Genomic DNA, 25096 nt, shown 5'->3' with positions numbered 1-25096 from the left:
AATAAAGCCGCTGCGCATTAAGCAGCGGTTTTATTGTGGCCATTAAGCGGAAAAAAGCGAAAAAAAAGGTGCAGCTTTCGCCGCACCCAAACACACACATCAAGAGGAAACTTTTCGCTATACTACTACTCTTCGCCCTCAGGTGGGGTGGCTTTGCGTACTTTTACAATAAAGCCAATGCCCACGACGACAGGAATTAAAAAGGTTATGGCAATTGTAATTAAGCTCATAACGCCAAAATCAGTTTGAAATAAATGTTGCCAAGCTGCCATGCCCATCTCCCTTACTAGGATTAGATTGTGTTCAATAAGGCGCGGATCGATCTGCTTTGGTCCTTCAATACTGTCATTATAAGGTTTTAAAAATAAAGCGCTTTGATTTGAATCAAGCGAACGCTTTAGCTGAAAACGTTTATAAAAATCGCATCACACACAGTATGCGGATGCGGTATTGCTGGCCTTATTGGGGCAGGCTGGGGTATTACACGCTGGGGGTAAAGGCATCCGCATAAAAAGCGTCGGTGGCCAGTTTACCTTCAACAGTTAGTTTAAGCTGTGCTGCTTCAATCATACTCGGCGAACCACAGGCATAGACTTCATAATCGCTTAAATCAGTAAAATCTGTCAAGACGGCATCTTGTATATAGCCTGTTCTACCTTGCCAAGCGTCGGTTTCTGGGGCTTGTGACAGTACCGGAATCAAGGTGGCATTAGGCAGTTGGGCGATTAGGGCTTGAGCTGCGGCTAAATCATACAGGCCGTTCAACGATCTTGCCCCCCAATATACCGTGATTTTTTCATTTATACTAGTATCAATTAATGATTGTAACATACTTTTTATCGGCGCAAAACCTGTTCCTGTCGCCATGAAAATTTTTGGTTTATGGCTGTCCTTGGCTAAAGTGAAGGTGCCAAGGGGTGCTTTGACTCTAAATATGGCTTTTTCTTGCAAGCCCCCAAACACAATATTGGAGAATAAACCATCTGGTTGCTGGCGAATGTGTAGTTCGATAAATTCGCTCTGCGATGGGGCCGTGGCAATGGAATAACTACGAGTTTGGTTATCTTTAAGTAAAACATCTAAATACTGGCCAGGCCAGAAGGTAAACTGGTTGTTGGCTGGAAGCGCCAATTGCAGTACGGCCACGTCGGCACGAATGTCAATGGCTTTCACCCGTACTGGGAAGGTTTTAACCTGAGGGGCGTCGGCGCCTAAAAATTCTGGCATGGACACGACCATGTCTTCTGTGGCCGTGGTTTGGCACAGCAAGACTTTGCCTTGAGTGCGTTCTTCGGCCGATAGGGCGCGTTCTTTGTAGTCGCCCATATTGAACGAACCAGACACGACGGTGGCCTTGCAGGCGCCGCAGTTACCGCTTTGACAAGAGTGGGGGAGGTTTAAATTTTGCCGTTTGGCGGCCATTAAAACCGGTTCGTTGGGTAGAGTATCAAAACTGATGTTGCTGGGGGTGAGGGTGATGGTGCTCATGAATGGGGCTGACCGAAAAAAGGATTAAAGTGCTTATTCTAACATGAAAGTACGCGCTGATTGAGGCTGTTCGGGTGCGCTTGGGAGAGAATAGATTGGCGTAGCCTGACTGATCACTTATAATTGCTTTTTTTGTTTTTCAAAGTTTACCGAGCATGAGCCAGACAGACCCATTAAATACAGCGGCCACCGCCGTGGATTCAGACGCTAACGCTGAGGCCGAAGTGTTACATAAACGCAGCATTAAGAGCTTCGTGCTGCGTCAAGGCCATTTGTCGCCGTCGCAGCAGCGTGCCATTGATACCTTTATGCCTTTGTATGGGGTGGCTTATCAAGACCAGTTCGTTAGTCTTGACGACACGTTTGGCCGCAGCGCCCCAAAAATTTTGGAAATTGGTTTTGGCATGGGCACTGCCACCGCCCAAATTGCCAGCGTTCAGCCAGAGCGTGATTTTTTGGGTGTGGAAGTGCATGGCCCCGGCGTGGGCAATCTATTGAAGCTAATTGATGAGGCGCAGCTGACGAATTTAAAGGTGATGCGTCACGATGCGGTTGAGGTGGTAGAGCAAATGTTGGCGCCAGAAAGCTTGGACGGCATTCATATTTTCTTCCCCGACCCTTGGCATAAAAAACGTCACAATAAGCGCCGCCTGATCCAGCTGCCCTTTATTCAGAAGCTGGTGCCGCGCTTAAAAATTGGCGGCTATATTCATTTAGCCACTGACTGGGCTGAATACGCTGAGCAAATGCTGGCGGTGCTGAATGAGCATCCTGGCTTAGCCAATACGGCTGTTGATTATGCTGAAAAACCGGCCTATCGCCCCTTAACCAAGTTTGAAGCGCGAGGCTTGAAGCTGGGTCATGGCGTGTGGGATTTGGTATTTAAGCGAGTGGCCTAATGACCGACGCACATCAGAGCCCAACCATGGCCGCATCCGCTGCTGGCGCGACCGAACTGGTGGCGGTGCTGGTGGCGGTCACGCAAGGTGTGGCGAAGGTGTTGACGGTGGCTCAGGGGCGCGCTTTACCCAGTGGCCCACTATCGCCCATCCATCGTTCCTTGCAGGCCGGCGTGCGTGCGTGGGTGGCTTCTCAGACCCACCATCCTTTGGGTTATGTGGAGCAGCTGTATACCTTTGCCGACACGCAGCGACTCACCGAGGCGGGTCATTGCGTGGTGTACGTCAGCTATCTGGGTTTGGTGCGTGAGGCGGCTGAAAGTTTAGACGAGCAGGCGACATGGCAGGCTTGGTATGATTACTTTCCTTGGGAAGATCATCGCGAAGGTCGCCCTGTGTGGCTGGATACACAGCTACTGCCACAGTTGGGGCGGTGGGTGGCGCAGGCAAAGGAGCCCGCGCAGCGCCAGTATCGCGCTCAGCGAGTGGCGATGTGCTTTGCAGAGGCGGGCAGCTCTTGGAACGATGAGTATGTGTTGCAGCGCTATGAATTATTGTACGAGGCGGGCCTGGTGCCTGAGTCATCAGTTTACGTGGCCCAAACGGCCGATGCTTTAACCATTCTGCTGGGGCGTTCGATGTGGCACGATCATCGACGGGTGTTGGCTACGGCTATGGCGCGACTGCGCGCCAAAATTAAATATCGTCCGGTGGTGTTTGAGCTGATGCCGCCTGAGTTTACCTTGCTACAGCTACAGCAAAACGTTGAGGCGCTGGCGGGCATGGGCTTACACAAGCAGAACTTTCGCCGCTTGATGGCGCATCAAAACCTCATCGAGCCCACTGGGGCGATGGCGGCGCAGGAGCGTGGTCGGCCGGCCCAGCTGTATCGATTTAAGGAAAACGTCTTGCTGGAGCGACTGATGTCCGGCAGTAAACTACCGGTCTCTAAATAAGGCTGGTGTCGCGTTTAGTGGCGCTAGATGGATCAGAATCCCTCATGTATTCGCATGAGGGATTTTTGCGTTTGGGCTTGATTTTTGCTTGACAGTCTGTGGTGGGGCTCTTATGATTTGCGCTTCATTTAATTAATGCTCTACTAGAGTATTAATTAAATGCTCATTAGGAGTATTAGTATAAAGGAGAAGCGTGTGCCACAACAGGAAATAGGGCTGCCAGACAGCCTGCTACAGCCGCTGATCAATGCGGCCCTGCAAGAAGATTTAGGACGCCGCGGGGACGTTACCAGCCAAGCCACGGTGGCAGCTACCCGTCAGGCGACGCTGCATTTGGTGACGCGCCAAGCGGGCGTGGTAGCTGGTTTGGGTTTGGCGCGGTTAACGTTTCAAACCGTATCGGCCCAGAGCGTGTTTCAGGCGCAAGTGGCCGACGGCGACGCCATCGAAGCGGGACAGGTGCTGGCGGTAGTGAGCGGGTCTGCTCAAGCCTTGTTAACGGCGGAGCGCACGGCCTTGAATTTTATGACCCACCTCAGCGGCATTGCCAGCCAGACGGCGCTGATCGTGGCGGCGATTGAGCCGTTCGGGACGGTGCTGACCTGTACCCGTAAAACCATACCCGGCTTACGCATGCTGCAAAAATACGCCGTTAGGATGGGCGGTGGCCGCAACCACCGCATGGGCTTAGACGATGCCATACTGATTAAAGACAACCACATTGCGTTGGCGGGCGGGCTTGCGCCAGCGCTACAGGCGGCTAAAGCCTATGCCGGCCATTTGATTCCAGTTGAAATCGAAGTCGATACCCTAGCTCAGCTACAGCAAGCGCTAGCCATCGGCGTGGACTTGGTTCTGTTGGACAATATGAGTTTGGCTGACATGAAAACGGCGGTTCAGCTGTGTGCGGGCAAGGCGCGTACTGAGGCCTCGGGCGGCATTACGCCGGAGCAGGCGGTGGCTGTGGCCCAAACTGGCGTAGATTTTATGGCTATGGGCTGGTTAACCCACAGCAGCAAAGCGTTGGATATTGGTTTTGACGTGCTGGATGATGGCGAGGAGGCGAAATGAAACGCGTGATCTCAATAATGGCGTTAGTGGGCCTGGGCCTGTTGGCAGGCTGTCAGCCTAGCTCTGATGAATCTGCGTCGGCATTTCCTAGCCGCAGCGTGACGCTGGTGGTGCCGTTTCCACCGGGTGGCGGTACCGACGCCTTGGCGCGCCAGCTGGCGCCTAAGCTATCTGAATCTTGGGGTCAGGCTGTGGTGGTGAAGAACCTAGCCGGTGCCAGTGGTCAGATTGCCGAACAGCAGGTATTGAGTGCGCCCCACGATGGCTATACGATTTTGTTTAATAACAGCTCTCAGGTAATGAGTCCAGCCGTTTTGGCGCCAGAGCAGGCGGCTAAGCCGTCACCTTTGGTCGCTTTGGGGCAGGTGGCTTTGTCTTCTTCGGTGTTGATTGTGCCGCAAAATTCACCGTTTCACAGCGTGGCCGACGTGTTGCAAGCGGCGCAGCAGCAAACGGTGTTTTATGCCTCATGCGGCATCGGCACACCGCAGCACTGGATGGGCATGGCTTTGGAGGCGCAAGATGCAGCAGGATTGAAACATGTGCCTTATAAAGGCTGTGCGCCCGCCCTGATTGATGTGGTCAGCGCTCAGGTGGCGGTGGGGATGGTGACGGAATCCAGTGCTTTGCCGATGATTCAAGCGGGTAAGGTGCGGGCTTTGGGCGTGACCGCTGCCGAGCCCTCGCCCTGGCTACCAGAGGTGCCTGTGCAGTCGCAGTGGTTGGCATCCGAGGTGAGCCTCGATCAGTGGTATGGTTTTTTTGTGCCTGCTGATGTGGCTGAGGAGACGCAAAAAGCTTTGAGCCAAGCGTTATTGGCCAGCGTGGGTGATGAGGCCATGCAAGAGCGCCTGCGGCCGCTTGGATTTACGGTCAGTGTGATGGCGGCGGATGCATTTCAGCAGTTAGTACAACAGCAGACGCAGTATTTTAACCAAGAAGCGCAAAAGCAGCGTTCAGCAGGGCGTGTGTAATGGCACTGACACAGCTGCATCGGCGCGATTTTGTGGTGGGCCTGACGTTTGTGGCGCTGGGCGGTGCTTATGCTGTGGCGGCGCTGTCGACGCTGCATATGGGCACGGCGGCGCGTATGGGGTCGGGTTTTTTGCCTTTTTTTGTGGCGCTAGGCCTTTTGGCCTGTGGTTTGGTGTTGTTGTATCAAGTGGGCCGCACTACCCATCCGGTCGCGGTTCGCCCGAGCATTGCTTGGGGGGTGTTGCTGAAGCTGTCTAGCCTGTTTTTAGCCTATGGTGGGGCACTTTATTATCTTGGCCTGTTGCCGGCGGTGGGGTTGCTGCTGCTGGGGAGCCGGCTATTTTACCCCGATTTAGGCTGGCGCCGTTTGCTGGGCTTATTGGTGTTGACGCTGCTGGCACTATGGGCTTTGGTGGTGTGGGTGTTGCAGTTGAATGTCCCACTGTGGCCTGGACAGGCTTAGGAGATGGGATGAACGCTTGGGATGCATTGATTTTTGGGTTGAAGGTTGCGACCGAGCCTGAAAATTTGTTTTATGGCTTTATCGGCTGCCTGTTGGGCACTGTGGTGGGCGTATTGCCGGGTATTGGCACAATGTCGGTGATTGCGATGCTGCTGCCGCTGACCTATGTGCTGTCGCCTGTGGCCGGCATCATCATGCTGGCAGGCATTTACTACGGCGCCCAATATGGCGGCAATACGTCGGCGGTTTTGTTGGGCGTGCCGGGCGAAAGTTCGGCGGCCGTGTCAACGTTTGACGGCCATCAGATGGCTAAGAATGGGCGTGCGGGTTCGGCGCTGGCGATTGCCGCGCTGAGCTCTTTTTTGGGTGGCTGTGCGGCCACTTTAGCCATGTTGCTGCTGTCGCCAAGCCTAGCTAAGGTGGCCTTGCTGTTTGGTTCGGCGGAATATTGCCTGTTGATGCTGCTGGGTCTGATTGGGGCGATGACGTTTGCCAATGGGCACTGGGCCAAAACCTTGGGCATGACGCTGTTGGGCCTATTGCTCAGTACCGTGGGCATGGATGAGCAAACGGGCATGCGCCGTTTTGATCTAGGCCTACTGTCGCTGCAAGATGGTTTTGATGTGGCGGTGGTGGCCATGGGTTTGTTTGGTTTGGCTGAAGTGATTCAGCAGCTGGTGACCAAGCATGGTCCAGCTGAAGCCATACCGCCTTTGCCTTTGCGCTCATGCTATCCCAATCGCACCGAGGTGCGTCAAGCGGCACCGGCGGCGGCTAGGGGGACGGTGTTGGGAATTGTCTTGGGGGTGCTGCCGGGCATTGGCGCCACCATTGCCTCATTCGCGGCCTACACCATGGAGAAGCGCGTGAATCCGAACCGCCACCTTTTGGGTACGGGTCATCCTGCCGGCTTGGCCGCTCCGGAGGCTGCCAATAATGCTTCGGCACAAACCTCGTTAATTCCGCTGTTGACCTTAGGGATTCCCGGTGGCGTGGTGGTGGCTTTGATGGTCGGGGCATTGACCGTACACCACATACAGCCGGGGCCCAACCTAATGGTGCAGCACCCAGAGCTATTTTGGGGCTTGATTGCGTCGATGTGGGTGGGGAACGTGATTTTGTTGGTGCTGAATTTGCCTTTGATTGGCCTTTGGGTAAAGCTGTTGCGCTTGCCTTATCCGCTCTTATTTCCGTTGATTCTGGTGTTTTCAACCTTCGGTGTGTATGCCTTAAATGGTCAAGTGGCCGACGTGTATTGGTTGTTGGCGTTTGGCGTATTGGGTTATTTGATGCGGCTGTTTCAGTGTGAAGTGGCGCCTTTGCTGTTGGGCTTTATTTTGGGACCGCTGTTAGAAGAGCACCTGCGTCGGGCGCTTTTGCTGTCGGAAGGCTCATTTTCAGTGTTTGTGACTCGCCCGCTGGCATTAGCGCTGTTGGCGCTGTGCATACTGACGATGTGGCTGATGTTTCGACGTGGCCGTTAATCGTGACGGTATTGATCAAGCTAAAAAAACCGCCGAGAGGCGGTTTTTTGTACGGTTTATTTAGAGCGCTTTGGCGTGTACGCCGTCTGCGTCAATCTGCAAATAGCCCCCTTCGTGGCCGTACCAGTCTTGAATGACAAAGCGGCATAGGGTTTCGCCATTGACCACGTGTTGATGCGCATCAGGACGATGCGTGTGGCCATGGATGAGGTCGGCGCTAGGGTATTGGCTCATCAGTGCTTGTATCCCGGCTTCGGTTGCATCCGAGATGGCCGTTTTGCCGTTGTCGGCCTTTGCGCCTTCCGACATTTGGCGAATCTGCGCCGCCAAAACGCGGCGTTCGGCCAAGGATTTGCTGAGGATCATGGCCTGCCATTGTGGATTGCGCGCCTGTAGGCGGAACTGCTGATAGGCTAAATCGTCGGTGCATAGGCTGTCGCCGTGGCACAAGACATAGCGACGGCCATAGAGGCTGACTTGGTGCGGCTCTTCCAGTAAGGTTGCGCCAGTGGTTTGGGCAAAATCAGCCCCAAATAAGAAGTCGCGGTTGCCGCGCATGACGTAAAGCGGCGTGTGTTGGCTAAACGCATGCAGCAGCTGTAGCTGGCTCTGAATGAAAGGACTGTCGTCATCGTCGCCAATCCAGGCGTCGAATAAATCGCCCAAAATATATAAGGCGTCGATCTGGCCTTGCCAGTCTTGCAGTTTTTGGGCAAATAGGGCGTTAAGCTCTGGGGTGTCGGCGGCGAGGTGTAGGTCCGCAATCATGATGGTTTGGGTCATGCGCCGGCCTTTTCGAAGGTTTGAGCGTACGCTTCTTCACTGAAGCCCACTTGGGCATGTTGGTTGTGCACCAAAACCGGACGCTTGATGATGGAGGGATGAGCCATCATTAAGGCGGTGGCGGCGTTGACGTCTTCGGCGCTGGCCTGCTCTTCGGCGCTGAGTTTGCGCCACGTGGTGCCACGCTTATTGATGAGGGTGGCTAAGGGGACGTCTTTGAGCCAAGTGGCAATCAAATCAGCAGTGGGCGCTTGTTTTTTGAAATCAACAAACGTATAAAGATGGGATTGTTCGTCCAGCCACGTGCGGGCTTTCTTGACGGTGCTACAGTTGGGAATGCCATAGAGGGTGGTCATGTGGTAGGCTCCTATGAATGGTTTGTGGCTATTGTAGCGAATTTGCGCGAGATTGCCGACCCTTCCTTTTAACTGAATTTTTACTATAGTTTCGTGAGATATGTTAAAAAAATTATCTGTGGCTGCCGGTGTGTTGACATTAATGCTGGGGCTGGGTGGTTGCGGCGAAGATGAGACCGACGCCAGTAATGAAGTATTGCAGCAAGTGATCGATGGTTTTTTAAAGGAAAAGTCTGTCTGTATGCCCTTATCTCTCACTGAGCCTGATGGTGAGCTTAGCCCTGGTGTACAGGGAATGTTGGGCGAGCCTATTGTCAAAGTGGCTCTGCCCCAGGGCGTGGCTAAGGAGCAGGTGGCTGCCTTTAAACAAATGCAGGCTTTGGTGGCGGCGGGGATTTATGCCCCCTTTGTTGAGGATGTGGTGTTTCGTTCGTCAGGCGAGCGAGGGGTGGTCGCTGCCCAGGTTTATCAGTTGACGGATAAAGGCCGTTCCTATGTGTACGACTCACGCTTTGGCGACCTGTTTTGCATGGGCCATGAGCAGGTAAAGCGCATTTTGATGCGCGAAGACGCCATCGAGAAAACGCCTAAGGGCCGCTATTTAGTGCATATTAGCTACGAACCAGAGTTTATTATGGTCCCCTGGGCTGAAGCGCTGGCGGCAGCAGGCAATCAGCAGCTGGCCCAGCAAATTGCCCCCGGCCAAGTGTCGCGTACGACTTTGGTGTATGCGGACAAGGTATGGCAAGATAGTCGCCAATTTTATAAGTTGAATAAATAAGTCACTAGTGGCAAGACATTAAAAAACCGATGCGCTTAGGCATCGGTTTTTTTGTGGCCGCTTATTGGAGGCTAAACAGCATGAGCACAACGGGGATGGTGACGATAGAGCATACCGTTGACCACGTCACCATGCTGGCCATGCTTTGGTCGTCGCCGCCCATCTGCTTGGCCAAAATGTAGGCATTGCCTGCCGTAGGTAGGGCAGCAAAAATAATCGCCACTTGCGCTGCTGTGCCGCTGAGTCCGGCGAGGCTTAAGAGTACCCATAAAACCATAGGCAAGGCCAATAGTTTGAGTGCGCCTGCCAAAGTGATGGCGGTCAGCTGCTGCATATTGACGCGGATGGTGAGTCCAGCGCCGACGGCCAATAGGCTTAGGGGGGTGGCAGCGGCGCCAATTTGGCTCAGGAACAGGCTTAATACTTTGGGTAGGCTCAGCTCGAAGGTGGCCAGAAAGAGGCCGATGGCTGAGCCGACGATTAAGGGGTTTTTAACCAGCGTCAGTAACAAGGTTAAGAGAGACTGCTTTTTACTGTCGCAGCATTTACTGAGGACCATGACGCTGGTGATGTTGGCGAAAATAATGCAGTAGGCGAGAAAAATACCAGAAAGCGCTAAGCCTTCCGCGCCGAGTAAAGAGCCGCTGAGGCTGATGAACATAAAGGTATTAAAGCGAGTGGCGCCTTGGAAAATGGAGCTCAGCGTGGGTAGGGGAAACTTAAACAGCCGCTGGCTGGCTAGGGCGCACAGCCCAATGGTGGCGGTGGCCACAAGGGTCAGTACAATGATGAGCTTAATGTTGCTGACGGCAAAATCAGCCTGGCTGATGCTCATGATTAATAGAGAGGGGAACAGTAGGTAATAGGTGAGGCGCTCGGCGCCATGCCAAAAAAAACCATCGGTGATGAAGTTTCTTTTTAAGATAAAGCCTAGGGCGATTTGAAAGAAAGTGGGCAGTACGGCTAAGACGGTAAACAGCATATCAGGCTCTTTTGTAAGATGGGCATATTGGTTTTATGGGCTGATTATAGGCCTGTTGGCCTGAGAGTTATAGCCTTAACTGCTTGCTGGTCTGAGGAGGGTGATGGCCGCGGGCATGAAAAAAGCAAAGGCTAAGCCTTTGCTTTGGCTGTCAGGGTATCGATTTACTGACCGTTAAGATAGGCGCTGGTAATGCTTAATAGGCGCTTGATTTGGTCGGTGGTGGCCGCCTTAACTGCGGTAGCATGTTGCATCACGCCCTCACCATCAATGGTGGCGCTGGTGCCGTAGGGGTTGCCGCCCGCGGCAAACGTGCTGGTGTTGACGTAGCCTGCGGGCACAATGATGGCGCCCCAGTGTTGCATCACGGTATAAATACTGTGAATGACGTGCTCTTGACCGCCGTTGGGGTTTTGCGCCGTTGAGAGGGCGGTCACAAATTTATTCGCCAGCTTGCCTTGGGCCCATAGGCCACCTTGTAGGTCTAAAAACTGCTTCATCTGGCTGGCCATGATGCCAAAGCGCGAAGGGGCAGAGAACACGATGGCGTCGGCCCATTCTAAATCTGTGCCGCTGGCTTCGGGAATGTTGGCGGTGGCGTCGGTGTTTTTACGCCATAAAGGGTTGCTGTCGATGGCTGCGGCAGGCGCCAGTTCATGAACCTTGCGTAGGCGTACTTCGGCACCGGCTGCTTCGCCGGCCACTTGGGCCCATTTCGCCAGCTGAGTATTGCTGCCGGTTGCGCTGTAAAAGACAATTAACATTTTAGTGGCCATGGCGTGATTCCTTTAAATTATTGTAAATAAAAGTAAGATGCACTGAATCCATCCTACGACATATTTTTTTATGATGCAATGATTTTGGTCTGGATGGGTGTTGATGTGACCGTTTGATTTAAATCAGTATTTTTTGGTTTTTGGCTAGCTATGGCTAGGGATTGTCAACGTTGGGTTGCTCTGTTGGTGGATCTGAAGCTCGGTAGAGTCTCTTATGCATTGTGGCTGATTGATGAGGGCTGAGGCCGTTAATTTACGGCTTGTGGCCGTTGTGTATGGTGTTTTGGTGGAACTTAAGCTTATAATGGGCTTCTAAAGCCTGTCTTTATGTTTTTTAACACACCATTTCTTCTGCGTCCCGTCATATATATTTCACTATGTGAATGTATCTTTTAAATGCTAATATAAAATCATCAAAGTTATTGGTTTCAGACACGATATTGTTTTGGGATGCCGACCAAGAAATGGCTAGCCTGAGCACGTTTTCGAGCCATCATATCCGTTGCCATCTATTCGTGCTTCAGCCAGATGAATGCCAAACCGCCGCGCGTGGCGTCGGTTGCCTCCTGGGCTTAATGCCCATAGTTTCAGTATGTGTTCCTTGATTTGCTGGCTTAACCAGCTATAGGGCGCATAAATTTTAAGAATAACCGTAACTGAGAAAGTTAATGACTAAAAATAAGAACAATACCCATTTAAGAGCGCAAGATCCGTTTTTAGAACGTGAGCGCCAAAAATATGAAGCCCCATTGCCTAGCCGCGAATGGGTCATCCAACTATTAGAAGAGGCTGGTGTACCGACAGCCGTGGCCGACTTGGCCGAAAAACTGGGCATTACCGAAGAAGAGTATGCTTTTTTTGAACGCCGTATTGGCGCCATGGTCCGCGATGGCCAGGTGTACATCAACCGCCGCGGCCTGGTGTGCGTGGCCGAAAAGCTGGCCTTGGCGCAGTGCCGTATCGAAGCCCATAAGGATGGCTTTGGTTTTGCCGTGCCGCTGACGCCGACGGGTGAGGGCGATTTCGTTCTGTATGAACGCCAAATGCGTGGGCTCATGCATGGCGACATCGTCACCGTTCGTCCTGCTGGCTTAGACCGTCGCGGTCGTCGGGAAGGCCGCGTGCTAGACATTGTTCAGCGTGCGCACAGTGAAGTAGTGGGTCGCCTGTACTTTGACCGTGGCGTGTACGGCGTGGCGCCAGAAGACAAGCGTCTCACGCAAGACATCATCTTAACTCCTGGCGGTGAGCGTCAGGCCGAAGATGGCCAAGTGGTGGTGGTGGAGATGATCAGCTATCCTGAAGCCAACCGTCCGGGCATTGGTCAAGTGAAAGAAATCTTGGGCGATTATGGCGACTCAGGCATGGAAATTGAGATTGCCGTACGCAAGCATCATCTGCCGCATGAGTTCAGCGCTGAATGTTTGGCCGCAACCAAAAAAATTCCCAAAGCCGTACGTAAGCTAGACCTGAAAGGCCGCGAAGATTTGCGTGACCTGCCGTTGGTGACCATTGATGGCGAAACCGCACGCGACTTTGACGATGCGGTTTACGCCGCGAAAAATGCCGACGGCTATCGTTTGGTGGTGGCCATTGCCGACGTGAGTCACTATGTTACCCCCGGCAATGGTTTGGATGCTGACGCTGAAGAGCGCGGCACCAGCGTGTATTTCCCACGACGCGTGATCCCCATGTTGCCAGAAGCTTTGTCTAACGGCATTTGCTCACTCAATCCCGAGGTGGATCGCCTGTGCATGGTGTGCGACATTCAGTTTGATCGCGAAGGCATGATGAAGTCTTATCGTTTTTATCCTGCGGTGATGAATTCTAAGGCGCGCCTAACCTACACCCAGGTGTGGGACTGGATCGAAGCCGGTACCGAGCACAGTTTGAAAACCGAAATCGACACGCTGTATGGTCTATTCAAGCTGTTGCTGCGTAACCGTCATGCGCGCGGTGCGATGGAGTTTGAAAGCACCGAAACCCAAATGATCTTTAACGATGATGGCAAAATTGAGCGCATTGTGCCGGTGGTGCGTAATGAAGCCCACCGCCTGATCGAAGAGTGTATGCTGGCGGCCAACGTGTGTGCGGCCCAGTTCTTGTTGGAACACAAGCACCCAGCCCTGTACCGCAGCCATTTAGGCCCGAACCCAGAGAAGTTGGCCGCCTTACGTGAGCAGTTGGCTTTGACCGGCCTGTCTTTAGGCGGAGGTGATGATCCTAAACCTAAAGATTATGCTAAATTATTTGAGCAGTTTAAGGGGCGCCCCGATCAGTCTGTGTTGCAGGTGATGATGTTGCGTTCGATGCAGCAAGCGATTTACGAACCGAAAAATGAAGGTCACTTTGGCTTGGCCTATGAGGCTTATACTCATTTTACTTCACCGATTCGTCGCTACCCAGACTTAACCGTTCATCGTGCGATTAAAGCGGTATTGAAAGGTGAACAGTATAAGCCTAAGTCTTGGCAGTCTTTAGGCGTGCACTGCTCGATGGCCGAGCGCCGCGCCGACGACGCTAGCCGCGACGTAGAAAACTGGCTCAAAACCTATTACATGAAAGATAAGGTTGGTGAAGTGTTTGAAGGCACCATCACCGGCATGGCCCAATTTGGCCTGTTTGTGACCTTAGACGACATTTACGTTGAGGGCATGGTCCACATCAGTGATTTGGGCCAAGACTACTTTAACTACCGCCCTGAAATCATGGCGATCGAAGGTGAGCGCACCAAGGTTCGTTTTAGCTTGTCTAGTAAAGTGGTGGTCAAAGTAGCTAAAGCTGACTTAGATACTAGCCGCATTGATTTGGTGCTGATTTCTGGAGGTGAGGTCGGCAAGGGTAAAGACAAGGCTCCGTTTGTTAATGACGATGCCTTGCCCGGTAAAAAAGGCAAGCCTGCTAAACGCCAAGGAGGCAGGCGGGGCGGCTCCGACGGTAAGCCCGGCGCCCCAACCGATGAGCAGCCTAAATCGTCTCGCCGCAAGCGCTCTGGCGCGCCTAAAGGCCCTAAGGCGGTAGCATCGCAGGCGCCTAAGGCGAATACCAAGGGTAAAACCAAGCCCAAGGCACAAAAACGTCAGGCCATCGCCAGCGCCAAGAAAAAAACCGTTAAAAAAGCGTAATCACGGTTTTGGGCATACGATTTAACCTAAGCCAGAGCGGTTGCTCTGGCTTTTTTAGTGAGGGGATAGGGTGGGCTGTGGCGCCATTTTCAAATAGGTGATTGGAATAATAACAGGCATCGCAATAGGTTATTGGATATTTCAAAAATATTGTCAGATAAGGGCTTGACAGTAAATCGCCCAGTCGTTATTATGGCGACTTCCTAAACGGAGAAGTGGCCGAGTGGTCGAAGGCACACCCCTGCTAAGGGTGCATACGGGTTAAACTGTATCGAGAGTTCGAATCTCTTCTTCTCCGCCATAGCCGCACCCGTAGCTCAGTTGGATAGAGTATCTGGCTACGAACCAGAGGGTCGGGCGTTCGAATCGCTCCGGGTGCGCCACTATAGGTTCATTGTTTGGGAATATGCGCTCATCGTCTAGCGGTTAGGACACCGCCCTTTCACGGCGGCAGCCGGGGTTCGATTCCCCGTGGGCGTACCAGTATTGTTAAATCTAGCTCAATCTTCGGATTGAGCTATTTTTTCCCAGAAGTTAAGCAGTAATAGATTTAATGCGCTCATCGTCTAGCGGTTAGGACACCGCCCTTTCACGGCGGCAGCCGGGGTTCGATTCCCCGTGGGCGTACCAAGCATTAAGAACTTAGGTAACTAGGTTTTTGCTAGGTTGGAGAAGTGGCCGAGTGGTCGAAGGCACACCCCTGCTAAGGGTGCATATGGGTTAAACTGTATCGAGAGTTCGAATCTCTTCTTCTCCGCCAATCAGCGCACCCGTAGCTCAGTTGGATAGAGTATCTGGCTACGAACCAGAGGGTCGGGCGTTCGAATCGCTCCGGGTGCGCCACCCAATTAGTTGTACATTGCGCTCATCGTCTAGCGGTTAGGACACCGCCCTTTCACGGCGGCAGCCGGGGTTCGATTCCCCGTGGGCGTACCAGTGATACCAAAAAAGCTCAATCTTCGGATTGAGCTTTTTTGCGTCTGTAGTCATGGTTAAAAGCCGTGGGGTGGGCTGCGCCCTGACCCATATTAACCAACCATGGTTTGCGGTATTCATCCTCGAAATATTCTTTAACGACTACGACGCTTACCGTTGAGTCGTAGGGTGGGTCGTGACCCACGCGGTTTTTTGATTTTGGCGTGTTGTCATATTGGAGTGATGGGCAGGCTTCGCTTTACTCGCTCTACAGCAGTGATAAATCATGGTTTGCTGACCGCTTGTAGGGTGGTGTAAAGCGCAGCGTGCCCACCGTATTTAATCATTCATTTCATAATGCTTCGGTTATTTCGCTATTGATTAATCGTTTTGTTTCGCCCTCTGGGCGACGTCCAACTTTTGGATGTCCAAAAGAAACGAAGCAAAGAAAAAACACCCCACTTTATGATGCCCGTTGCGATCCGCCTGCTACACGGGTGCCCTCGTTGGCTCGCACAGTGCCGGCGGCAAGAAGCCATGCTTGCCTCAAGAACCCCGGCCCTGCACGAACCGCCTCGGCGGCTAAAAAGGGGACGGCACTTCACTTAAAGGGATACGCGGTGAGCTTAGAGTTAGTTGGATGATGTTTCAGCTTTTACAAAGAAAAAGATAAAACATTATGTTTAATTATCTAAAAATAACCCTTTAGGTTTGAGTTTAAAGTGTGTGGATTTACTAATATTAATTTCATCTCACCACCTCAGCCCCTCAGTGAAGTACCCGTCCCCTTTTAGTCGCCGAGACGGGTTCTATTGGACCAGATGAAGCGGGCAAGACGCTTGTGGCGGCCGACCGCGCTTTTATAGGAGGGCGCCACTTTTGCACGCGCTGGGCCAATAGGTTCCGCCGAGGGAACCCCCTTCAGAGAAGGGGGCGAATAAGCAGGGGTGGCCTTTTCTTTGCGTACTTTCTTTTGGCCACCCAAAAGAAAGTATGTCGCCTACAGGCGAAAGGCAACCTTTAATCAATAGCGATATAACCGAAGCATTAGGGGTGATTTTAACATCGGCAGAGATGTCAAAAGTGGTATAAAGCAAACCATGGTTTATTGATTGATGCGTTGAAAAGCCAATAAAAAGCCCGACCACTAGGGTCGGGCGGGTAGGAATCGTTACGAGTCTATTTGGCTAAATGCTGGGCATGAAAGCGCAGGTGATCTTCAATAAAGGTCGCGATGAAGTAGTAGCTGTGATCGTAGCCCGGCTGTAGGCGCACCGTGATCGGCCAATTATGGCTTTTGGCAATGTCGGCAAACGCCTGAGGCTGGAGCTGTTCCGGCATAAAGCCATCTGCTTCACCTTGATCGATGAGCATCGGCAGCTTGTGGCCGCTGCTGCTTAACAGCGCACAGCTGTCGTAGGCCATCCATGCGCTTTCGTCGCTGCCCAAATAGGCCGTAAAGGCTTTACGGCCCCAAGGGACATCGGCCGGGTTGACGATGGGCGCAAAAGCAGACACCGAAGCGTAGCGTAGAGGATGGCGTAAGGCCATCATAATCGCACCGTGACCGCCCATAGAGTGGCCGCTGATGGATTGCTTAGGGCCGGCCTTAAAGTTGGCCTTGATCACGCTCGGGAGCTCTTCGGCAACGTAGTCAAACATTTTGAAATGTTCCGACCACGGTGCTTGCGTGGCGTTGACGTAAAAGCCCGCGCCTTGGCCTAGATCGTAGCCCTCATCGTTGGGCACGCCTTCACCACGCGGACTGGTGTCGGGCATCACCAAAATCAAGCCTAGCTCAGCGGCTATGCGCTGGGCGCCTGCTTTGTGGGTGAAGTTCTCATCGGTACAGGTCAGGCCTGATAGCCAATACAATACTGGTAGCTCGGCCTGTTGTTCATACTGCGGTGGCAGAAAAATGCTGAAAGTCATGGCGCATTTTAGGCTACTGGATGTATGGCGACAGCGTAATTGCTGCCCGCCAAACATTTGGTGCGCTTCGATGCGTTCAATGGCGTGACTCATCTCACTGTCTCCTTTGAATGGCTTATTTGTCAAAATGAATCACTGAACGAATCGACTTGCCTTCGTGCATCAAGTCGAATGCTTCGTTGATGCCGTCTAGGCCCATGGTGTGGGTAATAAAATCGTTCAATGGGAATTCGCCCGCTAAGTAGCGCTCGACGATGCCTGGTAGCTCACTGCGGCCTTTAACGCCGCCGAAGGCTGAGCCACGCCACACGCGGCCGGTCACTAATTGGAAGGGGCGGGTGCTGATTTCTTTGCCGGCACCGGCCACGCCGATGATGACAGATTCGCCCCAGCCTTTGTGACAGCACTCTAGCGCCGAACGCATGACGTCGACGTTGCCAATGCACTCAAACGAATAGTCTACGCCGCCATCGGTGAGCGCCACGATCACGTCTTGAATCGGCTCTGCATGGTCTTTGGGGTTGATTAAATCGGTCGCACCTAGCTTTTTAGCTAAGTCAAACTTGCTTTCATTGATGTCGATGCCGATGATGCGGCTGGCGCCAGCCATTTGGGCACCGATGATGGCCGATAGGCCAATGCCGCCGAGGCCGAAGATCGCCACGGTGTCGCCTTTTTTAACCTTGGCTGTGTTCATCACAGCGCCCATGCCGGTGGTCACGCCACAGCCTAATAGACATACTTCTTCTAGCGGGGCTTCTTTATTGATTTTGGCTAGGGAAATCTCAGGAATCACAGTGTATTCAGAAAAGGTTGAGGTGCCCATGTAATGGTAGATCGGTTGACCGTTCTTGGAAAAACGAGTGGTGCCGTCTGGCATTAAGCCTTTACCTTGGGTCGTACGAATGGCTTGGCATAAATTGGTTTTACCCGAGGTACAGAATTTACATTCGCCGCATTCTGGCGTGTACAGCGGAATCACGTGATCGCCCACGGCCACGCTGGTGACGCCTTCGCCAATGGCTTCAACCACGCCGCCGCCTTCGTGGCCTAAAATGGTTGGGAACACGCCTTCAGGGTCTTCACCTGATAGAGTGTAGGCATCGGTGTGGCAAACGCCAGAGGCCACGATGCGCACCAGAACTTCGCCTTTTTGTGGCGGCATTAAGTCTACTTCTTCAATGGTCAGGGGTTGGTTTGGGCCCCAAGCAACGGCGGCACGGGTTTTGATCATGTTCATAGAGAAACTCCTGTAAAGGGGCTAACAATAGGGGGCGTGGCGGCCAAGCCCGAATAGGACTGAGCCTAACGGGCGCGTGAGCGCACGGTCAAATGCAGACAGTCTACCACAGCCTTAAAGTTCGTTGTGTTCTGCTGGAACGCTTGGTTTAAGGGTGTTGCCAAGGCTGGCGGTCATGGCTAAATAAACGCTGCTTGGCCATGTCGGCCCATTCGGTTTGGGGGCGGCCATGATTGGCGTAGGGATGGATGGCAATGCCGCCGCGAGGGGTGAAAATGCCCCATACTTCAATGTATTTGGGGTCCATTAGCTGAATTAAATCTTTCATGATGATGTTGATGCAGTCTTCGTGAAAGTCGCCGTGGTTGCGAAAGCTAAATAGATAGAGCTTGAGTGATTTGCTTTCGACCATCTTTTCGCCTGGGATGTAGGAGATGTAAATATTGGCGAAATCAGGCTGGCCGGTCATTGGGCACAGGCTGGTGAATTCTGGGCAGGTAAACTTAACGAAATAATCGTTATGGGGATGCTTATTGGGAAAGGCTTCCAGAATCTCGGGGGCATAAGTGGTTGGGTAGGCGACTTTTTGATCGCCTAATAGGGTAAGGCTGGTTAAATCTTCGGCTTGACGCATGAGGAGTCCTTAGTTTTTTTAAGTGGGAGGATTTCGAACCACAAAGGGAAATGAGGCTCCATTATACGGGAAAAGGCAGGCGTGGGGGCCGAGGGTAGAGAGAAGACAAATGACGCTGCCCGCCATATAGGCGGGCAGCGTGCGGCAAACAGATGGGCTTATGGATTCACTGGTAAGGTGACGTCTGGTAGCTTGAAGCCATAGCGGCTTAAGGGAATAACGGTCACTGACGTGGGTGGGGTGCTGATGCTGATCTGCTCGCTTTGGCCTGGCAATAAATAAAAGTTGGTCAGCGGTACGGTTTTATTACCGGGCTGTAGCGTGACCTGTGGCGCCATACGGATGACGTGCTTGCTCGGGTTGCTGATGGTGAGCTGGTTTTGGGCCACGCTGAAGCGTAGGCCTTCCCAAGGTGTTTTGTTTTGGGCTACGGCGGCTGGCTGAATCAGAAAGCCAATGTCTTGGCGCACCGGCATTTTAGCGGTATTTTCTGCGGCTTGGCTGACGCCTTCAAAAGCGGCTTTGAGCAAGACTTCCTCGGTGAGCTTAGGGCCGTCCTTCAACACAAAGTTAACCTGTTGGCTTTGGCCTGCGTCGATGCGGGTGATGGGGGGCGAGATCAAGATGCGCTTGCTGTAATCTTTGCCGTCTAAATCAATCAGCTTGGTCACCAATAAGATGGGGGCGGAAGAGATGTTTTGGATGTTGAAGCTGACGCGCTTTTCCGACTCGGGCAGGATGATGCCGGTGCTTTCTAGTTGGAAAGAAGCCTGTGCGGTAGTACAGAACATCATGCTTAAGGTGGCGAACAACGCGAAGCGCGCACGGGCGCGTAAACGTTGGCCTAAGCTGCTGCGTGATGCCTGTTTGGAGAGAGTGTGAATCATGGCTATTCCTTGGGTCATAGGGTTTATTTGAATGTAATCACTTATCAATATATTTGTCAAAATAAGCGCTTGTCTGGCATAGGGCTAGGTAACATTAGCGACACACTGCTGCCGTTTCTTCGTAGGTGGCGTTGGGGTTAAATTGCTTCGGCGTTTCATATTCCACCACGCATTCGCTGATGTTGGCCGCCTTAATTCGTATCGGCTGGCCAATGTCATCATTGATCAACATGACATTGCCGTCGCCAACAACAGTGCTTAAAAACTGCCCCGCCATATTCAACACGCTGGCGCCGGTTGAGATGGCTTGACCATCCGGTGTGCGGATAGACAGCAACAGCTGTCGGGTTTCGGTGACGGTAAAGGTTTTGGTGGCGACGGTGCCGCGCGCCAATAGTAAATCTGTCGTGGTGCTGCTCAGGCGGACGTTCAGCGGCAAGGTCTTGGTGTCAATTTGGGCCAATACTTGGCTGTAGGGCTGAATTCTGGGCAAAATCGCGGTGCCAAAAGGATTGGTGAGCGTGCCGCTGGCGCCAGATGCCTGAACCTTTAAGTTACTTTGTTTGGGCACTTTAATTAGGGCAAAGGTGTCGCCAATAGGTTGTGACGAAGTGGCAAAGGTTTGGTTGGCGTAGGCCAGGGCGCCGCTAGCGGTCAGCGACATTGAGCGGCTGTCGGTATTGTTGGTCGAGGCACTGGCGGTGAGCTGAGTCAACGAAGTGTTCATATTCAGCGACGCATTATAGCGCTGCTGCTGGTCTGATTTTGTGGCACCAATGGTGTAGCCATGATTGTTGCCGAGCTGACCTTGATAGGTACTGCCCAAGGTCAACTCTTCACCAACGTATTGAGCACGGCTGCTGAATGTGCCGCGTCCTAAAGGTAGGCTGAGGCTGGCGTAGGCTGACTTGGTGCCCAAAGACGTTTTTTGGACGCTGAAATTGAATGAAGCCCGTCCCCAGCGATGATTGCTGGACAACATATGGGTCAAGTCGCTGCCGCCGTGTTCGTGGTAGCGATTCTGGGTGGCCACATAGGAGAAGGCGCCGAAACGAGGGTGTGACCAGGTCAGCGAGGCGCTGGCTGCATAGCGCAGCTTAGACTCACCGTCTTCTGCTGTTTGCCAGACGTAGCCACCAAAGGCCTCGTCAGGGCTTAAAAAGTCCGGCGTGCGATACAGTGCCGACAGCGAGGCGTTAAGGTTAGAGAGCAGGCTGATCTGGCCTTGAACATCAGCTTGCGCGCCTTTTTGGCGATCGGCGTTAAACAAGGCTTGAGCAGAGGAATGGCGCCAGTTGCTTGGCCGCTTGGCATGGGCGACGTTGAGGCCAGCGCTGATCCAATGGCCTAGAGGGCTGGTATAGCTGCCTTTAGCCACCAAGCTTTGGTAGTCGTTGGCAAACAATGCGGCCGTGGTGTAGCGCTGTCTGGCCGTTGGGCTGAAGGCGACTTCGCCCATGCCGAGTAACGGCGTATGGTTGGGCTCGTCGTCGATGGCCTGAATTGGGTTGTGGTAGCGGCCCAGTGCCACTTGATAAGTAGTGGCTTCTTGATAGCTGTTGGCATCCATGGCGCTGGCCACGCTAAACTGGTGGCGATGCCCATCTTCTTCTAATACCGTTACTTCAGCCGGTAGGCCGTTGATGAAATTGCTGACATTGCGTAAAGAGAAGGGGCCTGAGGGCACGATGGTGCGATAAATTAAGCGGCCGCGCTGACGAACCTCAATGGTGGCATTGGTGTTGGCCATGCCTTCTATAGGCACAATCAGTTCAGACGATTGGGTTTGTGCGCTGTCGCTGTGTAGCTCTAGGCCACGAATGGGCAGGCCTGAGAAGGCTTCACTGCGGCTGCTGAATTGGCCAATTTTGACCATGGACTTAATCGCCTCAAACGTGTGAGCCGCGTACAGTTCTTCTGAGCGAAATTCGTCGTTGTCGAGGCCACGGGTGAAGTTGCTGCGGTTGCGGATGATCCAGTTCTTGAAGTTAATGCCGGGTTCTAGCCGGCCTTGCACAAAATTAAAGTCGCTATTTTTACTGCTGATCTTTTGCGCGTAGATATTATAGTTAAGCAACAGAGCATGGCCACCGGTTTCAATGTGGTCATTGGCTTTGGCTGGATCAAATGCGGTTTCGGGCAGCATGAGTTCAACCCGAAATTGGCCGGGATAGGCCTTAACGCTGGCCGTGGGCCAAAGCGTGGTCACCGGCAGGCATTGGCTACCGTGTGGGCTGGGGCGAAGCTTTAGCGTGTTCAAAAGTGCTGCATCTAGGCACAGCTGTCCCTCTTGGTCGAAGGTCGCTTCAGTTTGGTAAACGTTGGCCGCATTCACGACCAAGGTGACATTGTTTTTTCCGGGTAAAAAACGGGCTTCACGATTAAAAAATTCCGCCACCTCCGTACTGTAGCCCAAGGCTTCGAGCGTTTTGGTGTCGAAGCCTTTATTATCGGCATAGGCCGTCCCTGCCAGCAGCAATGCCGAGCAGGTAAGTGATGGCGTAAGGGGTGATCGTAAAGAGAACAAAGTGTGTTCGCCTATGGAATAAGTTAATGAAGCTGTTTTAGTTTCTTGTTTAAAGATGGCCTGCTCTAACCCAACATCGGCAGGGTTAAATACCAAAGGCAAAGTTGAGGCTCATGGAGCCATCAATTAGGGTGCGATCGGTAATCGGGCCATTCATTTGTGCCACAGACGCCAACGTCGGCAGCACTTCTAATTCCGCGGTAAAAACTCGGCCACTTTTTTGCACATTATTGGCGTTGGCCCAGCCAATGGCGCGATGGGTGGTGGTCAAAGTCAGGGAAGACACGACGTTAAACGCGGTGCTGTTAGTGCTGAATAGACGGGTGGGGTCGCCGTCAACGGTGGCGTTTTTCATGGTGACCCGATAAAAGCCGATTTTACCGCTGCCGTTTACTTGACCGAGGCCGTAGTGGCCCAAGCCTGGCGTACTGGCGCTGCTGGCGCGATTGTCTACGGTACTAAAGGTTAAATAGGTTTCGGCGTCGCAGCTGATGTGCCAGACCTTATTGATCGGCGCCAAAGGTGTATTGGCGTTGGCTTTTAATAAGGAGCCTGAGAGCCGCCCGACGCTATAGCCGCCGTCGTTGGGTGACGAAACGGTGCAGTGCTGGTCATGACCGGCATCTTGGCTGTGCGGGGTCAGTGGCGATAGCGCATAGGCCTCAGGGGCAAATAGGGTTAAAGCCCACAGCATGGTCAGTAAACGAATAGAGAGGTGCATGATTAATTTGCCTTGGTTTGTTTAATGCCCTGTAAATATATTTGTTAAGCTGATGTAAAAAGGGGTAAAGCTTAGGAGGCCCTCAGGCATTATGGCGGTAATTTATGCCGAATTCAATCGTGGCAATGAGCTAAATACCAAAAGCGAAATTCAAGGTCATCGCACCGTCAATATTGCTGTCCTCAGTGATCGAGCCTTGCATCATGCTAGAAGAAGCCAGTGTGGGGTAAATGATTAAGTTCGCCCCAAAAACGCGGCCGTTTTGCAGACGGTTGGTGCCAGCGGCCCAGCCACTGACATAGCCCTTATGGATGTAAGTGGTGGCTTTGGGGGCGATGGCGCTGGATGAGGTGGTAAAAAGGCTGGTTGGCGTACCGTCTACGGTGCCGTTGGCCATTTCAACATAATAGGTGCCGATTTTACCGCTGCCGTTAATATTGCCAAGACCATAATAGCCACTGGCGCTATTGGTTGATGAGTCGGCACGATGGTCGGTGGGCGTGAGCGTGAGGTAGGTATCGGCATCGCAGCTAATGGTCCAATGCTTGCTCATTGGCGTCAGCTGGGTATCGGCGTTGGGCTTAATGAGCGTGGCCGAAATCTTACCCAGATCATAAACACCATCGTCAGCCGCCGCCACCGTGCACGAGGGGACCACCATTTCGCCATGGACCGTCAGCTCGGCGGTTGGCGGGGCCGCTTGAGCCGTTGGCATCGCCACGAAAGTTGCGATTATGAGGCTCATAGTGTTCAGCGTGCGCTTCATCATCAGTGTGCTTTCAGGTTAAATGCCATAGGCAAAGTTAAGGGTCATTGAGCCATCGATATTGGCATCGTCGGTAATCGGGCCATTCATTACGGCAGATGAGGCCAAAGTGGGCGTGACCACAAAATCAGCAGTAAATACTTTACCACTTTGTTGCGTGTCCTGTCTGGCAGATGCCCAACCATGGCGGTTTTCCTTGTGAACACTCAGATAGGGCACAATATTTTCCTTGCCCACGGTGTTGGTCATGGTGGAAAAGACCCGCGTTGTGGCGCCATCGACGGTTGGGTTGATGACCTCGACCGTATAAAATCCAAGTTTGCCTGTACCGTTGACGTTGCCTAGACCAAAGTTTGGGCGGGCCACGGTGCTGGCGCTTTCGGCACGATTGTCAACGTGAGAAAAATTCAAATAGGTTTCCGCATCGCAGGTGATGGTCCACGTTTTACTGATGCTGGGTAAAACGGTATCTGATTGGGATTTCACCATCGTGGACGATAGTTTACCAATATTGTAGACACCGTTATCTGTGGCGGTAACGGTACAAACAGGTACCGCCAATTTGCCTTTAACCGTCAAATCGGCTGTCGGTGGCGCAGCGTGAGCCCCCGGCATGGCCAACATAAACCATGCAAAGGCTGTACTGCAAAGTAATAAATGATTCATGTTGGTGATTTTCATATTAAATGCCGTAGGCAAAGCTTAACGTTAATGAACCATCTAGGTTGGTGTCATCGGTAATCGGCCCTTGCATGATGGCGCTAGAAGCTAGGTAAGGCTGTACCGTGATGTCTGCGCTAAATACTTTACCACTTTTTTGGGTGGTTGAAGATGCTGCCCAACCAGAGCGCCCGCCAGTGGCAATGGCGGTGGTGGCCGCTACGTCGGCTGATGCAATGACGTTGTTGCGCGTGCTGAATAAAGACGTGCTGGCATTGTCAACGGTCGCTTTACTCATGGTGGCGGTGTAATAACCGATTTTGCCATCGGTATTGACTTTACCCAAACCAAAATTCGCATTGGCGACGGCGCTGGTGCTGTCGGCACGGTTGTCGGTTGGGGTTAGGTTTAAATAGGTTTCCGCATCGCACGTCACGGTCCAGGTTTTCACCATCGGCGTTAAATTGGTATAGGCATTAGGTTTGACTAAGGTGGCAGACTGCTTACCGAAGTCATACACGCCATCATCGCTGGCGGCGACGGTACATACTGGCACCACTAACTGGCCTTTGACTTTTAATTCGGCTACTGGAGGGGCAGCATAGGCGTTTGCCATGCTGAACGCCATTAGGGCGAAGGCAATGCTGGATAAGGTTTTATGATGACTCATGATTT

The 25096-nt window shown here is 52.7% G+C and carries 23 protein-coding genes, 7 tRNA genes and 1 riboswitch; of the genes, 15 read left to right on the top strand and 15 right to left on the bottom strand.

Going from position 1 to position 25096, the window contains the following annotated elements; translation table 11 throughout:
• Positions 1–125: 125 nt before the first annotated feature.
• Together AB8Q18_07935 and AB8Q18_07930 are read right to left on the bottom strand one after the other, a co-directional pair.
• Positions 126–272: a DUF3149 domain-containing protein gene (locus AB8Q18_07935; protein XDZ50126.1), complete on the bottom strand. Its 147-nt coding sequence runs from the start codon at positions 270–272 to the stop codon at positions 126–128.
• A 208-nt stretch (positions 273–480) separates the two neighbouring features.
• Complete coding sequence (locus AB8Q18_07930; GenBank protein XDZ50125.1) at positions 481–1488, bottom strand: 2Fe-2S iron-sulfur cluster-binding protein; 1008 nt, start codon at positions 1486–1488, stop codon at positions 481–483.
• A 155-nt stretch (positions 1489–1643) separates the two neighbouring features.
• Here AB8Q18_07930 and trmB point away from each other — a divergent pair, with 155 nt between their 5' ends.
• The 6 genes from trmB (at position 1644) to AB8Q18_07900 (ending at position 7336) form a co-directional block, all read left to right on the top strand.
• Positions 1644–2387 carry a tRNA (guanosine(46)-N7)-methyltransferase TrmB gene (gene trmB / locus AB8Q18_07925; protein XDZ50124.1) on the top strand — a complete coding sequence of 248 codons (744 nt, stop codon included), beginning with the start codon at positions 1644–1646 and terminating at the stop codon, positions 2385–2387.
• Between the two features lie 26 nt (positions 2388–2413).
• A complete protein-coding gene (locus AB8Q18_07920) occupies positions 2414–3343 on the top strand; it encodes a hypothetical protein (protein XDZ52910.1) in 930 nt (309 codons plus the stop codon).
• A gap of 195 nt (positions 3344–3538) precedes the next feature.
• Complete coding sequence (gene nadC / locus AB8Q18_07915) at positions 3539–4414, top strand: carboxylating nicotinate-nucleotide diphosphorylase (GenBank protein ID XDZ50123.1); 876 nt, start codon at positions 3539–3541, stop codon at positions 4412–4414.
• Complete coding sequence (locus AB8Q18_07910) at positions 4411–5388, top strand: tripartite tricarboxylate transporter substrate binding protein (protein XDZ50122.1); 978 nt, start codon at positions 4411–4413, stop codon at positions 5386–5388. The genes nadC and AB8Q18_07910 overlap by 4 nt, the downstream gene beginning before the upstream one ends.
• Positions 5388–5852 (top strand): tripartite tricarboxylate transporter TctB family protein, encoded by a 465-nt coding sequence (locus AB8Q18_07905; GenBank protein ID XDZ50121.1) that lies wholly within the window; start codon positions 5388–5390, stop codon positions 5850–5852. Before AB8Q18_07910 ends, AB8Q18_07905 begins: the two co-directional genes overlap by 1 nt.
• Before the next feature lie 8 nt (positions 5853–5860).
• Positions 5861–7336 carry a tripartite tricarboxylate transporter permease gene (locus AB8Q18_07900; protein ID XDZ50120.1) on the top strand — a complete coding sequence of 492 codons (1476 nt, stop codon included), beginning with the start codon at positions 5861–5863 and terminating at the stop codon, positions 7334–7336.
• A 60-nt stretch (positions 7337–7396) separates the two neighbouring features.
• On the opposite strand, the gene AB8Q18_07895 is transcribed toward AB8Q18_07900, so the two are convergent.
• Complete coding sequence (locus tag AB8Q18_07895) at positions 7397–8119, bottom strand: UDP-2,3-diacylglucosamine diphosphatase (protein XDZ50119.1); 723 nt, start codon at positions 8117–8119, stop codon at positions 7397–7399.
• Positions 8116–8475 carry an arsenate reductase gene (locus tag AB8Q18_07890; protein XDZ50118.1) on the bottom strand — a complete coding sequence of 120 codons (360 nt, stop codon included), beginning with the start codon at positions 8473–8475 and terminating at the stop codon, positions 8116–8118. Before AB8Q18_07890 ends, AB8Q18_07895 begins: the two co-directional genes overlap by 4 nt.
• A gap of 100 nt (positions 8476–8575) precedes the next feature.
• Here AB8Q18_07890 and AB8Q18_07885 point away from each other — a divergent pair, with 100 nt between their 5' ends.
• Complete coding sequence (locus AB8Q18_07885) at positions 8576–9256, top strand: hypothetical protein (protein XDZ50117.1); 681 nt, start codon at positions 8576–8578, stop codon at positions 9254–9256.
• 61 nt (positions 9257–9317) lie between these two features.
• Here the strand turns inward: AB8Q18_07885 and AB8Q18_07880 are convergent, their stop codons facing one another.
• Together AB8Q18_07880 and AB8Q18_07875 are read right to left on the bottom strand one after the other, a co-directional pair.
• A complete protein-coding gene (locus tag AB8Q18_07880) occupies positions 9318–10238 on the bottom strand; it encodes an AEC family transporter (protein ID XDZ50116.1) in 921 nt (306 codons plus the stop codon).
• 164 nt (positions 10239–10402) lie between these two features.
• Positions 10403–11014 carry an NAD(P)H-dependent oxidoreductase gene (locus tag AB8Q18_07875; protein ID XDZ50115.1) on the bottom strand — a complete coding sequence of 204 codons (612 nt, stop codon included), beginning with the start codon at positions 11012–11014 and terminating at the stop codon, positions 10403–10405.
• 668 nt (positions 11015–11682) lie between these two features.
• On the opposite strand from AB8Q18_07875, the gene rnr reads away from it, so the two are divergent.
• From rnr to AB8Q18_07835, 8 genes are all read left to right on the top strand, one after another.
• Positions 11683–14139: a ribonuclease R gene (gene rnr / locus AB8Q18_07870; GenBank protein XDZ50114.1), complete on the top strand. Its 2457-nt coding sequence runs from the start codon at positions 11683–11685 to the stop codon at positions 14137–14139.
• Positions 14140–14348: 209 nt separating this feature from the next.
• A tRNA-Ser gene (locus AB8Q18_07865) sits at positions 14349–14440 on the top strand.
• A gap of 5 nt (positions 14441–14445) precedes the next feature.
• A tRNA-Arg gene (locus AB8Q18_07860) sits at positions 14446–14522 on the top strand.
• Positions 14523–14547: 25 nt separating this feature from the next.
• Positions 14548–14622 (top strand) — tRNA-Glu (locus tag AB8Q18_07855).
• Between the two features lie 72 nt (positions 14623–14694).
• Positions 14695–14769: transfer RNA gene (locus tag AB8Q18_07850), tRNA-Glu, on the top strand.
• A 38-nt stretch (positions 14770–14807) separates the two neighbouring features.
• Positions 14808–14899 (top strand) — tRNA-Ser (locus AB8Q18_07845).
• 6 nt (positions 14900–14905) lie between these two features.
• A tRNA-Arg gene (locus AB8Q18_07840) sits at positions 14906–14982 on the top strand.
• A gap of 18 nt (positions 14983–15000) precedes the next feature.
• Positions 15001–15075 (top strand) — tRNA-Glu (locus tag AB8Q18_07835).
• 1158 nt (positions 15076–16233) lie between these two features.
• Here the strand turns inward: AB8Q18_07835 and fghA are convergent.
• The 9 genes from fghA to AB8Q18_07790 form a co-directional block, all read right to left on the bottom strand.
• The gene (gene fghA, locus AB8Q18_07830) at positions 16234–17067 is read right to left on the bottom strand and encodes an S-formylglutathione hydrolase (GenBank protein XDZ52909.1); all 834 of its coding nucleotides are present in this window, start codon (positions 17065–17067) and stop codon (positions 16234–16236) included.
• A 34-nt stretch (positions 17068–17101) separates the two neighbouring features.
• Positions 17102–18220 (bottom strand): S-(hydroxymethyl)glutathione dehydrogenase/class III alcohol dehydrogenase, encoded by a 1119-nt coding sequence (locus tag AB8Q18_07825; protein ID XDZ52908.1) that lies wholly within the window; start codon positions 18218–18220, stop codon positions 17102–17104.
• A 154-nt stretch (positions 18221–18374) separates the two neighbouring features.
• The gene (gene queF, locus AB8Q18_07820; protein XDZ50113.1) at positions 18375–18860 is read right to left on the bottom strand and encodes a preQ(1) synthase; all 486 of its coding nucleotides are present in this window, start codon (positions 18858–18860) and stop codon (positions 18375–18377) included.
• Between the two features lie 3 nt (positions 18861–18863).
• A riboswitch (PreQ1 riboswitch) is annotated at positions 18864–18908 on the bottom strand.
• Between the two features lie 110 nt (positions 18909–19018).
• Complete coding sequence (locus tag AB8Q18_07815; protein XDZ50112.1) at positions 19019–19747, bottom strand: fimbria/pilus chaperone family protein; 729 nt, start codon at positions 19745–19747, stop codon at positions 19019–19021.
• Positions 19748–19841: 94 nt separating this feature from the next.
• Complete coding sequence (locus AB8Q18_07810; GenBank protein ID XDZ50111.1) at positions 19842–22274, bottom strand: fimbria/pilus outer membrane usher protein; 2433 nt, start codon at positions 22272–22274, stop codon at positions 19842–19844.
• Between the two features lie 85 nt (positions 22275–22359).
• Positions 22360–22995: a hypothetical protein gene (locus tag AB8Q18_07805; protein ID XDZ50110.1), complete on the bottom strand. Its 636-nt coding sequence runs from the start codon at positions 22993–22995 to the stop codon at positions 22360–22362.
• Positions 22996–23125: 130 nt separating this feature from the next.
• Positions 23126–23740: a DUF1120 domain-containing protein gene (locus tag AB8Q18_07800; GenBank protein XDZ50109.1), complete on the bottom strand. Its 615-nt coding sequence runs from the start codon at positions 23738–23740 to the stop codon at positions 23126–23128.
• Positions 23741–23779: 39 nt separating this feature from the next.
• Positions 23780–24442: a DUF1120 domain-containing protein gene (locus tag AB8Q18_07795; protein XDZ50108.1), complete on the bottom strand. Its 663-nt coding sequence runs from the start codon at positions 24440–24442 to the stop codon at positions 23780–23782.
• A gap of 1 nt (position 24443) precedes the next feature.
• Positions 24444–25091 carry a DUF1120 domain-containing protein gene (locus tag AB8Q18_07790; GenBank protein ID XDZ50107.1) on the bottom strand — a complete coding sequence of 216 codons (648 nt, stop codon included), beginning with the start codon at positions 25089–25091 and terminating at the stop codon, positions 24444–24446.
• Positions 25092–25096: the final 5 nt, after the last annotated feature.

This window comes from Neisseriaceae bacterium CLB008 (assembly GCA_041228285.1).
In the GTDB taxonomy this organism is placed as follows: domain Bacteria; phylum Pseudomonadota; class Gammaproteobacteria; order Burkholderiales; family Neisseriaceae; genus JAGNPU01.
The sequence above is the reverse complement of the archived record's forward strand: the minus strand, read 5'-3'. Positions and strand labels throughout refer to the sequence as shown.

Coding starts and splice junctions, on each gene's coding strand:
- AB8Q18_07935 (XDZ50126.1), bottom strand. CDS start 272: ATGGCAGCTTGGCAACATTTATTTCAAACTGATTTTGGCGTTATGAGC.
- AB8Q18_07920 (XDZ52910.1), top strand. CDS start 2,414: ATGGCCGCATCCGCTGCTGGCGCGACCGAACTGGTGGCGGTGCTGGTG.
- AB8Q18_07905 (XDZ50121.1), top strand. CDS start 5,388: ATGGCACTGACACAGCTGCATCGGCGCGATTTTGTGGTGGGCCTGACG.
- AB8Q18_07900 (XDZ50120.1), top strand. CDS start 5,861: ATGAACGCTTGGGATGCATTGATTTTTGGGTTGAAGGTTGCGACCGAG.
- AB8Q18_07910 (XDZ50122.1), top strand. CDS start 4,411: ATGAAACGCGTGATCTCAATAATGGCGTTAGTGGGCCTGGGCCTGTTG.
- rnr (XDZ50114.1), top strand. CDS start 11,683: ATGACTAAAAATAAGAACAATACCCATTTAAGAGCGCAAGATCCGTTT.
- AB8Q18_07815 (XDZ50112.1), bottom strand. CDS start 19,747: ATGATTCACACTCTCTCCAAACAGGCATCACGCAGCAGCTTAGGCCAA.
- AB8Q18_07805 (XDZ50110.1), bottom strand. CDS start 22,995: ATGCACCTCTCTATTCGTTTACTGACCATGCTGTGGGCTTTAACCCTA.
- AB8Q18_07885 (XDZ50117.1), top strand. CDS start 8,576: ATGTTAAAAAAATTATCTGTGGCTGCCGGTGTGTTGACATTAATGCTG.
- AB8Q18_07825 (XDZ52908.1), bottom strand. CDS start 18,220: ATGATCAAAACCCGTGCCGCCGTTGCTTGGGGCCCAAACCAACCCCTG.
- AB8Q18_07790 (XDZ50107.1), bottom strand. CDS start 25,091: ATGAGTCATCATAAAACCTTATCCAGCATTGCCTTCGCCCTAATGGCG.
- AB8Q18_07800 (XDZ50109.1), bottom strand. CDS start 23,740: ATGAGCCTCATAATCGCAACTTTCGTGGCGATGCCAACGGCTCAAGCG.
- AB8Q18_07890 (XDZ50118.1), bottom strand. CDS start 8,475: ATGACCACCCTCTATGGCATTCCCAACTGTAGCACCGTCAAGAAAGCC.
- AB8Q18_07795 (XDZ50108.1), bottom strand. CDS start 24,442: ATGAAAATCACCAACATGAATCATTTATTACTTTGCAGTACAGCCTTT.
- trmB (XDZ50124.1), top strand. CDS start 1,644: ATGAGCCAGACAGACCCATTAAATACAGCGGCCACCGCCGTGGATTCA.
- AB8Q18_07880 (XDZ50116.1), bottom strand. CDS start 10,238: ATGCTGTTTACCGTCTTAGCCGTACTGCCCACTTTCTTTCAAATCGCC.
- AB8Q18_07930 (XDZ50125.1), bottom strand. CDS start 1,488: ATGAGCACCATCACCCTCACCCCCAGCAACATCAGTTTTGATACTCTA.
- AB8Q18_07875 (XDZ50115.1), bottom strand. CDS start 11,014: ATGGCCACTAAAATGTTAATTGTCTTTTACAGCGCAACCGGCAGCAAT.
- AB8Q18_07895 (XDZ50119.1), bottom strand. CDS start 8,119: ATGACCCAAACCATCATGATTGCGGACCTACACCTCGCCGCCGACACC.
- queF (XDZ50113.1), bottom strand. CDS start 18,860: ATGCGTCAAGCCGAAGATTTAACCAGCCTTACCCTATTAGGCGATCAA.